The sequence below is a fragment of the Vibrio sp. B181a genome, from assembly GCF_030248375.1.
Lineage (GTDB): Bacteria > Pseudomonadota > Gammaproteobacteria > Enterobacterales > Vibrionaceae > Vibrio > Vibrio campbellii.
Map to the genome: position 1 here is coordinate 278,768 of NZ_JAHGAD010000020.1, position 12,587 is coordinate 291,354.

At 41.5% G+C, this 12,587-nt stretch carries 10 protein-coding genes and 1 pseudogene; 8 read left to right on the plus strand and 3 right to left on the minus strand.

Going from position 1 to position 12,587, the window contains the following annotated elements; all coding sequences use genetic code 11:
- Nucleotides 1-19: 19 nt before the first annotated feature.
- Nucleotides 20-429, minus strand: a pseudogene (locus KIO97_RS26955) (hypothetical protein).
- 322 nt (nucleotides 430-751) lie between these two features.
- On the opposite strand from KIO97_RS26955, the gene KIO97_RS10410 reads away from it, so the two are divergent.
- Together KIO97_RS10410 and KIO97_RS10415 are read left to right on the plus strand one after the other, a co-directional pair.
- On the plus strand, nucleotides 752-1,897 hold the full coding sequence (locus KIO97_RS10410) for a hypothetical protein (protein WP_285382381.1): 1,146 nt from the start codon (nucleotides 752-754) through the stop codon (nucleotides 1,895-1,897).
- Between the two features lie 10 nt (nucleotides 1,898-1,907).
- Entirely contained in the window at nucleotides 1,908-2,780 is an 873-nt protein-coding gene (locus KIO97_RS10415) for a hypothetical protein (protein WP_050905082.1), read from the plus strand.
- Nucleotides 2,781-2,959: 179 nt separating this feature from the next.
- On the opposite strand, the gene KIO97_RS10420 is transcribed toward KIO97_RS10415, so the two are convergent.
- Nucleotides 2,960-4,768 (minus strand): hypothetical protein, encoded by a 1,809-nt coding sequence (locus KIO97_RS10420; RefSeq protein ID WP_228173998.1) that lies wholly within the window; start codon nucleotides 4,766-4,768, stop codon nucleotides 2,960-2,962.
- A gap of 640 nt (nucleotides 4,769-5,408) precedes the next feature.
- On the opposite strand from KIO97_RS10420, the gene KIO97_RS10425 reads away from it, so the two are divergent.
- The 6 genes from KIO97_RS10425 to KIO97_RS10450 all read left to right on the plus strand — a co-directional run bounded on the left by KIO97_RS10425 (nucleotide 5,409) and on the right by KIO97_RS10450 (nucleotide 11,683).
- On the plus strand, nucleotides 5,409-6,224 hold the full coding sequence (locus KIO97_RS10425; RefSeq protein ID WP_373417318.1) for a bacteriorhodopsin-like: 816 nt from the start codon (nucleotides 5,409-5,411) through the stop codon (nucleotides 6,222-6,224).
- A gap of 87 nt (nucleotides 6,225-6,311) precedes the next feature.
- Nucleotides 6,312-7,175 (plus strand): polyprenyl synthetase family protein, encoded by an 864-nt coding sequence (locus KIO97_RS10430; RefSeq protein ID WP_285382383.1) that lies wholly within the window; start codon nucleotides 6,312-6,314, stop codon nucleotides 7,173-7,175.
- The gene (gene crtI, locus KIO97_RS10435; RefSeq protein ID WP_285382385.1) at nucleotides 7,165-8,778 is read left to right on the plus strand and encodes a phytoene desaturase family protein; all 1,614 of its coding nucleotides are present in this window, start codon (nucleotides 7,165-7,167) and stop codon (nucleotides 8,776-8,778) included. The genes KIO97_RS10430 and crtI overlap by 11 nt, the downstream gene beginning before the upstream one ends.
- Nucleotides 8,759-9,679, plus strand: coding sequence for a phytoene/squalene synthase family protein (locus tag KIO97_RS10440; RefSeq protein ID WP_285382387.1), 921 nt, complete (start codon nucleotides 8,759-8,761; stop codon nucleotides 9,677-9,679). The genes crtI and KIO97_RS10440 overlap by 20 nt, the downstream gene beginning before the upstream one ends.
- On the plus strand, nucleotides 9,660-10,817 hold the full coding sequence (locus tag KIO97_RS10445; RefSeq protein ID WP_285382389.1) for a lycopene cyclase family protein: 1,158 nt from the start codon (nucleotides 9,660-9,662) through the stop codon (nucleotides 10,815-10,817). Before KIO97_RS10440 ends, KIO97_RS10445 begins: the two co-directional genes overlap by 20 nt.
- Complete coding sequence (locus tag KIO97_RS10450) at nucleotides 10,814-11,683, plus strand: Brp/Blh family beta-carotene 15,15'-dioxygenase (RefSeq protein WP_012127879.1); 870 nt, start codon at nucleotides 10,814-10,816, stop codon at nucleotides 11,681-11,683. The genes KIO97_RS10445 and KIO97_RS10450 overlap by 4 nt, the downstream gene beginning before the upstream one ends.
- A gap of 113 nt (nucleotides 11,684-11,796) precedes the next feature.
- Here KIO97_RS10450 and KIO97_RS10455 read toward each other — a convergent pair whose 3' ends face one another.
- The gene (locus tag KIO97_RS10455) at nucleotides 11,797-12,225 is read right to left on the minus strand and encodes a hypothetical protein (RefSeq protein ID WP_285382390.1); all 429 of its coding nucleotides are present in this window, start codon (nucleotides 12,223-12,225) and stop codon (nucleotides 11,797-11,799) included.
- Nucleotides 12,226-12,587: the final 362 nt, after the last annotated feature.

Sequence of the window (12,587 nt, forward strand, 5' to 3'; positions counted from 1 at the left end):
AAGTCCCCAAAAGGGGGCTTTAAATGTTTTGAGTCTGCATACTGTCGAGCACACGTATTTCAATGGCAAAAATTCCATGAATGGGGATCATCTCTCTATATTCATGAAAGCTAAAGAGTAATTCTACACCCTCATCTAACGTGGAGTACAAAGTAGAGAGTACCTCTAGCCCTTCGCTAACCAAAAGCTCTCTCGGGTTTTTATAGTGACGGACATCCAGTACTTCGACGGTTAGTGCATCCGGCTTTATGATCTCTAAGCCTACAAAAGGAGGACCAGATATGACTTGAAAAGCGATTTGATCGCCTGCTTTAAGCTTGTCATAGGCGACACTTTCGTAACTGTTATTGGTTCTGATCTCAACTTTTTTTTACCAGTGATGATCGCATTAAGCGGTGCTTGATAGATCTCTAAAGAAAATGTACGCATTTGAGTGGCTCGCTAAGGTTATATCTGATTAATTTTTTAGTAGTCGTTAGGTTTAGTATGCTGGATTAAAAATAATACTTAAGTATAGGACTAAAATTACGCACTTGTAATTATAAAATACATTATGGCAATGATTTTTTTTGATTGTTTTATCACTGTTATTTTAGTTGAAAAGTAATCGTTGAAAATAATTACTTAAATTATTCTTGTCAGTGATAATTACAAAAAATCGACTGTTTGTTATAAACATATAGTTTTGTGAGTGTGATATTTGTTTTTCATGTGCAATGCATTTGAAATAATATCAGAAGGAAAAGAAAGAATGATAAAGAAAACATCGCTATTGGCAATCATGGCAATAGCACCCTACCCATCGAGTACATTTGCTGTACAAGCTGATACGTTTATAAAGGCACTTCACCACAACGATACGGCAAAGAGGTATACCGATGAATATGTAAAAGATATATTTCTGCTACAGCCAGATTCAGACTACTCTAATATCGACTACAGTTCAGAGTGGTTACTTAATGACATTACTTGGCAACAAGCCTGGGGAGACTTTAAAAGCCATTATGATGCAGAACCGTCTGAAACTGTTTCCCTGAGTTTGTTTACCAAGGAAGCCGGTTACACTAAAGCGAGGCCAAAAGTCGAGTTTTCCGAAGTTCAACTTAATCCGGGTAGTGTCTCTGTCCCAGGCAGCTTTTTCTACCACAACGACCCGTTAGCTGTTAGAGCAAATGTCGTGAAAGCTCAAGTTGATCCTGATATTTATCACAAAGCGTGGAGTATTTTCTCAGCTGAAGATGACTATTATAGTTTTAATGTACATGCACTAGTTTCAAAGTTTGCGTTAGCAGTTCAAATTGTGCGAGATAAGAGTCATATAATCGAAGAATCTAGTTGGAGAAGAAATGGGATTTATACCGATGTCATTGATAGATTTTTGAATGATACTTATCGATTAAATCAGATATCGGAAAGTGATAAAGAGTACTTAATAACGGTATTAAACGGTTCTATTAATTCTGTTATTAATCCATATAAGCATAACCGTAAATATCTCAAAACACAGTATCGATTAGCACGCCTTTCAGCAGCACTTGTTGATCGTGTGGGTTACATTGACTTCCCTTGTAATTCAGACTTTGAATACCGAGGCTCACAGAATACACGAAATCAGTGTTTTGTTGATATGACAGACAAAGCACTTTGGACTTGGTATACGCAAGAGTTCTCTCAAGCGATAACGCCAAAATATTCCCACACCAGTCAGCAAAAAAGCTTCTTAACTAATTTGCTTAATACGCTTTTACCATTAGCGGTGGCGATGGAGGGGTTGAGTTCGTTTGACTTCTTTACTACTAGCGAAGCTGCTGAATTAGGAGCGGAAGGTCTCTGGGAAGATGAAGAGGTTGCCGCGAGCCAAGAGGCATTTATAACTGAATATTGTGAGATAGATTAAGGAAAAAACAATGAATAATAAAACAAAAATAATAGCGCTGCCGCTTGCTATCTTCTCTGCTTCCGTTTTTTCTGCCGATGTCAATGTTTCCCGGGTTACTGACTCTGAGAGCGTAGCCACTACATTACTTAATGACACTGTAGATAGAATTGTTGACTCTTATGGTCAGGCATATATTGACATTGTATCTCCGGCCAACTTTAAAAAAAGTGATGTAGAGCGAGGTGTCCAGAGAGTCGGCTCAAAGTCGATTGCACGATTTGAATATCATTACACAATGCCAAATGGAGAACGTGCTACTCGTATATATCACTCTTTTAGTGGTGAGACACCAACTCCGGGCTTACAAGGTCATAATGTTGACTTTACCCAAAAAATTGAGGCTGAAATGAGGGCTAATGAGCGCCTCGTGACGGGAAAGATTACAGAAGAGGAGTATCATAGTGGCGGTCGTTATTTTAGAGCTTCATCTTATGCAAGGGCAAATGATGCTGAAATAAAAGCAATGAGAAAAATCGAAAAAGATATTCTCAGTGGAGACCTCGAATCGGGGGGAAGTTTAACTGTGTTTGTGAACCAACTTCCTTGTGAATCGTGTACTCCGTTGTTTGAAGAACAGTTGGCGGCATGGCCTCATATCACTACTGCAGATGTTAGCTATTTAGGTCAGATACCAGAAAACTTTAATGATCTAGAGAATAATTCATGGTATCAATACATGAGTGAAAACGACGGTTTAGCTCTTGGTGAAGAGGCTCAGTTACAAGTTAGTTTTACCGCACATCGCAAGGAAAGAATAAAGTTTAATTTGTTTAAAAAGCGTGTTTTATCGCGAAATGAAATAAGGAATGGCGCTAAACCAACATCAGCTTGTAGTCTTTAAGAGTTAACGCGACTATTTTGTTATTGGATTGATGATATAGTACCAATTATCGATGGATACTATATTAGCTATTGTTAAGAAAGAAAAAGCTCGCTCATCCAATGAAGCGAGCTTTTTAGTCTTTGCAAAAGCAATAAACCTAGAACTTTACTTTTGGCACTGACTACCTTAGTTAAAAATTATAATGCTGCGATAACGCCTGCCAATTCTAAAGCTTCTAAAGCCGCCGATGAAAATTCTTCTACTGTCATTCCCGGTTGGTATGAATTGTGAATAACACTAGATGCTAAAAAGCTTACATCCTCGGGAATAGAGCTCCAACCAATACCCGCTAATCTAGAAGAATTGTATATAAAAGGTAGACTATCAACAATATATTGATCGAATCCGTTTGAGATAGCGAAACGAGATACAAATTCACCAATTCCCATTTGACCAGCCGAACCAAATTCGAACTCAGAAGCACTGTGTAAAATTATCACAGACTCGTGTTCTGCTATCACCGCATTCGCTTCTTCTTTTCCAATCATCACACTAATGCTATTGACATATTGATGGATGCCAGGTTCCGCTGTTTCTTCTCTAAGAAGATATGAATCCAATTGTCTTGCGAAGTTTGCGGCTTGTACTTGAGAGTCAAACTTTATAACTGTTTGTTCTTCTATTGGCGCAGTTTTAGAAACGATCTTTGTAATATACTCAGCACTTTCCTCGAATGTGAGTTGGTCCGCTGGCATACCAGTTTCTACATTGCGGAAACCCATCTGAGCCATGTAATTTAAATCGGTTGGTGTTACCGCATTTCTGAAATATTCTTCAGCATACTCACGAGTCGGGAACGTTAAATAATTCTCCAGAACCTGTTGCCCACCGTTCCCCTGCACAATTTCATACATATCATCAAGTGCTCGTGTTAGGTGCATTGTCTCAGTGCCTGGACCAACAGAGGTTGAAGTATAACCAAGATTGTTAAAGACATTGTTTATAATCCCTTTCTTTGCAAGGTATACAGCGGTTGCCGCTGAGCCCAAAATTGCGACACCAGAAGAGGCAATCAAGGCGACTTTGCCATCACTCACTCCTTTGTCGGCAGTGACGTCATCGAAAACCATAACATTCGACAGCATTAACGGTGAAGTTTGAGCTCCATCGCTTGTTAGTGCTTTGCTAGTAAAACTGAGCGATGTTTGCTGCTGAGATGCAACAAACTGTAATTCAACTTTTTCCCAGTGGTCTCGACCATTTTCTCGGTTGTCCCAAGGTGCATATGAGTAACCAAGATTTCCTCTAATCCAAAACTCTGTTTTAAAAAGAGGATGCTGTTTGTTTAAAAACACAGTCTCACCACCGACGTTGACCACAGAGTTTACAGGCTGGTAGGTATAAGAAAGGCCGGGATATTTTACGAATTCCCCTGTCATTTCGAAGGATAGAGTGTAAGTATGCCCTGGAACCGTCTGTAATAATGTTGTGATAGTAGCTTCAGTATTGGGTTTTCCAACAATAAGGGAATATCCACCATTCGGTGCTTTACTTTCATCAATGCGAGCATTTGTCCCGAAAGGGCTAATAGGACCATTACAGCCTGATTTAGGGTCTTTAAGACACCATCCGGTAATACCATTGCTTGTTGGTATGAATCTTGGGTTGGAAACGTGCTGATGTTTTAATAAGTAAAAAATAGACTCTGCTACTTCTTGTTTTACAGCGTCATTTTTAGTGCGTTCCTCATCATAGTTTGGGCCTGACACATCAATATCTTCTACTTGTTTCAAATAGTTTGTTGCTAGGCTATTCAGTTGGGTAGGGGACATGCTATTTAAGGCCATGTTTAGCAAAATATCCGCTTGCCCTGAAAGCTCTCCATTTGCTTTAAATTTATGCTCATGAGAGCCATTCATCATCGACATTTCATTCGGGTCTGCCAAAGAAAAGGAGCTGTTAGTTGCTAACGCTATTAAAAGCGTAATAGTATTTATTTTTTTCACTTTAAGCCTGTTGTATTTTTAATTTTTATTCCAATAAATGGATACGTTACACATCGAATGGTTGAGATCTTTCAATAGATTGATGTCTAATTTAGTTGTTTTTATCTTTGAACTTTCTTACAAGATATTTGTTTTAATTTTTATCTCGATTTTTCCTTTCTCAATCTTGTTGTTTTTACACACTAAATTAAATTGAATTTTATAGCAAATTTTATTTATGTATTTGGCTTAGTATATTAATGATTGATTTGTGTTTTATTTTTTCTACATATTAAATTTTAAGGTTAATCAATTAAAACTCTATATTTATGATTAACATATTAATAACTTTTAGTTTGCACTTTTAATTACTAGGCTGTTTTTAAATTTGACTTTTAGAGTTTCAATCATCCCTTATTCAAGCGGTTTTTTGATTAGGATCTCGCAGGTAATAATGGCCTAGAAGATTGGCTCTACGCTTCTATTTGGTAGATTTTGGAGTTACGAAGTCCTTTCTGGACAACGTGATTATGTCAACTATTATTTTTTTGAGCATTACTTATTGATCATTCAAAGTAATTTTTTCGTAACCAATTCTGAGAAGCGAGATAGTTTTAAACGTGTGGTCCTCGCAAAACCAACGGCAACAAGTGAGACTATTATGGAAAATCTGGTTAAAAATTTTATACCGCTCCTTAAATGGAATCGTAAGCGTAACTTGCATTTCAACATAATATTGGCCGCAGCCGCTATAGTTTTCCCTAATGCAGCAAATGCGGCAGCCAATTTGCAACCCAATGACTTTGTGGGTATTTCCTTCTGGCTAATCTCGATGGCCTTGATGGCTTCAACTGTTTTCTTCTTGTGGGAGACGCAGGGAGTAACAGCGAAGTGGAAGACGTCATTGACCGTTTCTGCATTGGTCACTTTGATAGCAGCAGTTCATTACTTCTACATGAGAGATGTTTGGGTCGCCACAGGCGAAACACCAACTGTCTACCGCTACATCGACTGGCTACTTACTGTCCCACTGCTGATGATTGAGTTTTATCTCATACTTCGTGCTATAGGTGCAGCCTCCGCTGGTATATTCTGGCGCCTTCTTGTTGGTACTCTGGTAATGCTAATTGCAGGCTTCTTGGGTGAGGTCGGCTATATCAGCGTTACAGTGGGCTTCGTCATCGGCATGCTCGGGTGGTTCTACATCCTGTACGAAATATTCCTCGGCGAAGCAGGCAGAGCAGCGAAGCATCAAGCTAGCGACTCAGTGAAATTTGCTTACAACCTAATGCGTTGGATCGTAACCGTTGGTTGGGCGATTTATCCTCTAGGCTACGTTTTGGGGTACATGATGGGAGCGGTTGATGAAGCTTCTCTGAACTTAGTGTACAACCTAGCTGACGTAGTAAATAAAATTGCGTTTGGCCTGCTAATCTGGTACGCAGCGACTTCGGAAAGTCAAGACGCCAAGGCATAACACGCGGTATTTAAACCCATACGAACAGGGGGCTTTGCTCCCTGATTCTTATCTGCAATTACTTGAATGAATAGAAGGGTGTTGACAATGAGCAGTTCTTCTCGAAGTAAAGCCAGTCAAAAAAGGGATACCTACCAAGATTGCGAGGAGTTCCTTTTGTCCGCCGTATCTGGCAACCAACCCGCTTATTATCATTTAATGACAGGTGGAAGCCGTATTAGAATGCGCGTCTGTTTAGATACATCATTGTGCCTGGGAGTTAATGATGAAGATGCCATGAGATTAGCCTCCGCCGTTGAGTTGTTGCACAACGCTTCGCTTATACACGATGACATACAAGATGGTGATTCATTGAGGCGTGGCCAGAGTGCTGTTTGGGTTAAATTCGGGACCAATGTGGCCATATGTACCGGAGATTATCTTATAGCGAGAGCATTCGGTATTCTGGCTAATATTTCTTCCCCGAACGTTTTGCCGCAGCTCCTCGAGGCTACACAAAATGCCGTTTCGGTCACGGTAGAAGGGCAAAATGCCGACCTGACGGCGAAAGAACACATAAGTCCCCAAAACTACGAATCCATTGCTGAAAAAAAGGCAGGTCCGCTACTCGCTCTGTCGCTTGAATTACCATTAATCAGCAGTGGCAGGTTGAATGAAATTCCAACAGCTAGGCATGCGGCATCCAGTCTGGCAATCGCATATCAAATATTAGATGACATCAAAGACAGTGTTGAAGATGCTACACGAGGTCGTCCAAACCTTTTGAATTTAAATCTGTTAGACAGAAAGCCAGAAGATGCCATCAAGCTCACTCAAGCTCGGGCTGTTTATTTAATCAAAAGCTGTGAACGTGATTTGTTATTGATGCCGACTGTGCACAGCGAGAGCCTGCAAGGCGTGATACGAAAACTACTTTTCTTGGCACAGGGGAAGCAATGTGGTGGCTCATAATCATTCCGAAGTCTCAGGTAGAGCGATAGTCATTGGTGCAGGTTTTGGCGGTATTGCATCTGCGCTAAGACTTTGCGCTAGAGGTTACAGTGTAACTCTGGTAGACAAAGGGGATCAACTGGGCGGGCGTGCCAGGGTGTTCGAACGCAACGGTTTCATTTTTGATGCAGGTCCAACCGTCATTACGGCTCCTTTTTTAATTGAGGAACTGTTTGCCCTATTCGGTAAAAAGGCTAGCCAGTATGTTTCGATTGTACCAGTGACACCTTGGTACCGCTTTTATTTCCACGATAATACGACATTCGATTATGGGGGCACTCTTGAAGCCACGTTGGAAGAGATAAAAAAAATCTCTCCAAATGATGCAATCGGTTACCAAAATCTTTTAGCTACCTCCGAATCTATTTTCGACATTGGCTTTACACAGCTCTCGGATGAGCCTTTTCACAATCCACTATCAATGATTAGGCAAGTACCTAACCTGATTCGTTTGGGGTGTTACAAAACAGTGTGGCAATTGGTTTGTGAGCATTTAGAGCACGAGAAATTAAGACAAGCATTTTCTATACAGCCCTTGCTTGTTGGCGGAAACCCCTTCGACACGACAAGTATTTATAACCTCATTCACTTCCTAGAATTAAAATGGGGAGTGCACTTTGCCATCGGTGGGATGGGCGCATTAGTGAACGGCCTGGAAAAACTCATGCGCGAAAACGGTATAAATATTCAATTGAATACTGAAGTGAATAGTGTTGTCTCTCAAGATGGAAAAGTGTCCGGGGTCGAGATTTCTAATGGTGATCTTATGGCCTGCGACGTGTTAGTGTCGAATGCTGATCCAGCCTTTTTATACCGAAGGATGATTGCTAAGAAGGACCAAACCCTGTCGGCCAGACTCAAGTCACGCCATGCCAAGTTCTCGATGGGGCTTTTTGTGCTGTATTTCGGGACGACACAAAAGTACGAGGACGTCGCTCACCACACTATATGGTTGGGGAAGCGTTATGAAAGCTTACTCAATGACATTTTTCACGATAAAGTTCTAGCTGATGATTTTTCTCTTTATGTCCATAGACCAACCGCGACAGACCCCAATATGGCTCCAGAGGGATGCGATAGTTTCTACGTGCTTGCTCCAGTACCTAACCTAGAGTCCAATGTTGATTGGGAAACGGTAAAAAATAAGTACAGCGATAAGATCGTAAACGCACTCAGTGAAACTCTATTGCCAGGTCTGAGCGATTGTATTGTTGAACAATTTTGTATGACACCTAGTGACTTTCAGTGCGATTACAACAGCATAAATGGAGCGGGATTTTCCATAGCGCCCACCCTCACACAATCGGCTTACTTTAGATTTCATAACCGAGGAGAAGGGCTAAAAAATCTGTTTGTCGTTGGTGCGGGCAGCCATCCAGGAGCCGGTCTCCCTGGTGTTCTTTGTTCCGCAAAAGTGTTGGATAAAATTGTCCCTGAAGTTACGGGAGACGATGCTAGAGGGCGTTCGAGCGGCACCCTTTTGACAAATAGTGACACTGCGAAACCGCGTATGAATTTGTCTAGTCGTTTGTCTGGAGATAACCATGGAAAATACGGCTCTTAAGTGTTTGTCGAATCATGGCAAAACGTGGAGATTTGCCAGTTTTTTGCTCAGTAAACAACAGGTGGAGCAAGCCGCTAGGCTGTACTACTTTTGCCGTTGTATTGATGATATTGCCGACAGTACAGCTAATAAACAGCTGGCTTTCGAAAGTTTGGAGGAAGTACAGCGACAGCTGTCGTTGGGAAAGTCTGATGAGCCGTTTGTCGACGATTTCCTCCAGCTTTCATCTCAACTCGATATTCCGGTTATGCACGCTTTTACTTTGGTGAGAGGCGTGCAAAGTGACATTGACTCGGTGCTCATCCAAAGTGAATGCGAATTGATCCAATATGCTTACCGAGTTGCTGGCGTGGTAGGGTTGATGATGTGCCCGATTTTAAAAGCGGATAATAAAGGGATGCCTTACGCCATTGATCTGGGGATAGCATTACAACTCACAAACATTGCCAGAGACGTCCTTGAAGATGCTGAAATGGGGCGTCGGTATTTACCTTATCAGTGGTGTCCGATTGCACCTGAAGACATTGCCTCGGATGAGCGGGAATCTGTGAGAACCACAGTAAGTGATGCGATAGTGAGACTGTTGACGCTTGCAGACCAATACTACAGTAGTGCTCGTCAAGGGTATCGATTCCTTCCACCACCAAGTCGTCGTGCAATCATTGTTGCAGAGTCTGTTTACCGGCAAATTGGAGTCAAACTTAGAAAAAGGGGCTTGCAGTACTGGAAAGGCCGAACAGTAGTAACGCCGTCTTCCAAAGTTGCCGTTGCTATGTCCGCTCTATCAACCAGTGCTCTCGAAGCGACTGAAGGACATGATATTTGCCTTCACCAGCCTTTGGTTCTTTTAAGCGAATACAAAAAGTTTAGGAGCGAATTTGATGGTAACACTCAAAGCTGACGTTGTTATGCTTGGTATCGGGTTATCAACATGCTCACTTGCAATGGCGCTCTTAAAACAAGGATATCGTGGTCACATTGTGATGCTAGAAAAGGAAAGATACGTCGATAACAACAAGACATGGTGTTTCTGGGAGGGTGAATACATACCAACGTACCTTCGTCCTATCGTCAGCAAAACTTGGGCTTCTTGGAAAATCGCTGACACGATACATGCTGTAACAACCGGTGACCAGGGATACTCTTGCATCAAGGCCGTTGACTTTTTTTCTCATTGTCTTGAAACATTTAAGGCCGCTAGTAACGTAACTTTGGTGTTCGGAGCCGATGTCACAAATACAGGACATAACGATCGATGCGTGACGGCTTGTTATGACGGATATTTAGTTGAGGCCACAATTGGTTTTGATAGCCGCCATCACATGCCTTCCGAAAGTATGCCCGATGGTATGCTTCAATGTTTTTCAGGGGCTTGGGTAAGCAGCTCTAGCCCGTTATTTTCTGATAATGTTGCTGATTTGATGGTTGATATGAAAACGATAGAGCAGGGCATAGAGTTTATTTATGTCCTGCCTTTTGATGTGAATTATGCATTGATCGAAGTAACGCAGTTTTCCTCTCAATTACCGTCTAAAACGTGCTTGGAGGAAAAGGTTCTATCAATTGTCGGTAACATGGGATTGATGAAAGAAGACATTGTCTCGTGGGAGCATGGTGTGCTTCCGATGGCAACTGAGAATATTGCGCTTTCTACTTCACAGCATGGCAAACCTCCTGGTAACTCAGGTTGGCAATCCATTGGGATCCGCGGGCACAACATACGAGCAGCAACAGGCTACGCCTTCATTTCAATACAACGTGCAAGTGAACACTTTGCCCAACAAATAATAAAAGGTGGCGCAGTCACACCTTTCAAATCACCAAGGCGATACCACTGGCTTGATAAAGTTTTTTTGAAAGTACTGCGTAACCGACCGGATATGGCTGTAGAGATATTTAGCCGTATGGCGAGAGGTACATCGCCTGAGCAATTTTCAAGGTTTATGACAGAGCGTGCCACGGTTGCTGATATTGTCAGTGTCATAAATTCTATGCCTAAGCGCGTGTTTTTGAGTGCCGCTATCGGAATGATGAGATGATATCTTACGAAAAACCATCTGCTACTCAATTGGGAGCGGTTTATTCAGGTGCTGCCATCTTATCTGGGCTTTTTTCCGAATTTACGTTTAGTGACCTCACCCCCCTCATTGCCATTCTGGTATTTGGCTTGCCCCATGGTGCGTTAGATATCATCATGTTGAACAAGCTAACGGTAGAGAAGCGTTCTTCGCAAGTAACTTTGGCGACGGCATGTATTGCCTATTTTTTGGTAGTAGTGTGCTGCCTGTTCACTTGGTTGTGGCTTCCAACTTTTTGCCTTTGTTTGTTTTTGGCGTTAGCTGCCTACCACTTCGGTTGCGACTGGACGAACATAGCACCAAAGAGATGGCGACTGGTGGGAATTATCGTTTTAGCAATGCCTGCGTTATTCCAACCTAACTCCGTTGCCATGTATTTCAGTGCACTTGGCGTTCCTCACGATGCGACTCGCAATATTGTCTTAACGATGTCAATTTTGGGGCTGCTGAGTTTAACTGCTTTACTCATCGATTTCCGCCAAATATCTTTAGAACTTATAACATGGTTGGTTGTTTTGAGTTTAACGAGTTATGCACTACCAGTTCTGTACTATTTCTGCGTTTATTTTTGTGGGTTGCACGGGCCACTCCATACTCTTGATATCAAGAGGAGATACAGGCTATCTTGGTATTTTTTAGTCAAGGCATCTGCAATTCCTATGGTTAGCGCAGCTATCATCGCTGTGTGCTTTTTTTTCTTCTTGCCAAACGATTTTGATGGTAACAAGTGGTTACCCACAGTGTTTGTCGTTTTGTTCGCGTTAACAGTGCCACACCTGATACTTACGATTGTCCATGATCATCGAGAGAAAAGTGCCTCAGATTAATCGGTGCGTAGTACTGATTGTATGCATCTTAGTCGGTTGGTTATTGCACGAGATACATCAAATTTGATGTTAAACGACGATGATAGATGGCTTGCGTAGTTTGGGACATTACCTTAAATGACAATTCCCGCGAGCTCAAAGCGTGCCATTAATGGCTTGCTCTCTTGCTGATACCAGATTGCCGGCATGTTGGGTTTAAGCCGGGCTTTTTCTTGTTTACTGATCACAACATAGCGCAAAAACTTGTCGAGTGTGCTCGTCATCATTTCAAAGCTCATGTCGCCATCTTTACTGATGGTTTTTAATAGTCCAACGACCGTATCTTCCGGTATCAATGGTTCGATAACCGCATGTTTGCGCTCGCTAATCGTCTTAGAACAGGGCAGTAAAGCACGGGCTGTTTCCCAACACACTTTATTGGTTTTACTGACGAGGTGGTGTTTGTAGCAGTAATAACTAAACAAAAAGCGTGAGAGGTTTTGCCAGCGCTCAGCTTGGACTTCTAACCAAAGGTGTTGCAGCTCGATATCAGCATCAGTCATGGGAATGCGTTAGAAAAGGAAAAGAGGGCGCATTCTAACGTGATAGGTAACCAAAGCCAAAGCATCTAGTGATTTAGGTACAAATTGGCTGTTCAAAAAACAGCGATAAGTTGTCAAAAGTCTGACAATAGCGTTTGAAAACAAAAATAGTATTTTTGTGCTCTATATTTATTTTGAATTTCTAAATTTATAATATTGATCAAATTTTTGATGATAGTGAGTAAATACTTTTATCAGAATAACTGTGTGATTTTCCTTCAGATAGCACGTAGTCAGTAGTAATATCAAACTAAGATTATGAGTTACAATTAACAAATTAATGCGAATGTGAAGCACATTTTCTATGTGATGTGGTTGTCTTT

Coding starts and splice junctions, on each gene's coding strand:
- KIO97_RS10410 (WP_285382381.1), top strand. CDS start 752: ATGATAAAGAAAACATCGCTATTGGCAATCATGGCAATAGCACCCTAC.
- KIO97_RS10415 (WP_050905082.1), top strand. CDS start 1,908: ATGAATAATAAAACAAAAATAATAGCGCTGCCGCTTGCTATCTTCTCT.
- KIO97_RS10425 (WP_373417318.1), top strand. CDS start 5,409: ATGGAAAATCTGGTTAAAAATTTTATACCGCTCCTTAAATGGAATCGT.
- KIO97_RS10430 (WP_285382383.1), top strand. CDS start 6,312: ATGAGCAGTTCTTCTCGAAGTAAAGCCAGTCAAAAAAGGGATACCTAC.
- KIO97_RS10440 (WP_285382387.1), top strand. CDS start 8,759: ATGGAAAATACGGCTCTTAAGTGTTTGTCGAATCATGGCAAAACGTGG.
- KIO97_RS10445 (WP_285382389.1), top strand. CDS start 9,660: ATGGTAACACTCAAAGCTGACGTTGTTATGCTTGGTATCGGGTTATCA.
- KIO97_RS10450 (WP_012127879.1), top strand. CDS start 10,814: ATGATATCTTACGAAAAACCATCTGCTACTCAATTGGGAGCGGTTTAT.
- KIO97_RS10455 (WP_285382390.1), bottom strand. CDS start 12,225: ATGACTGATGCTGATATCGAGCTGCAACACCTTTGGTTAGAAGTCCAA.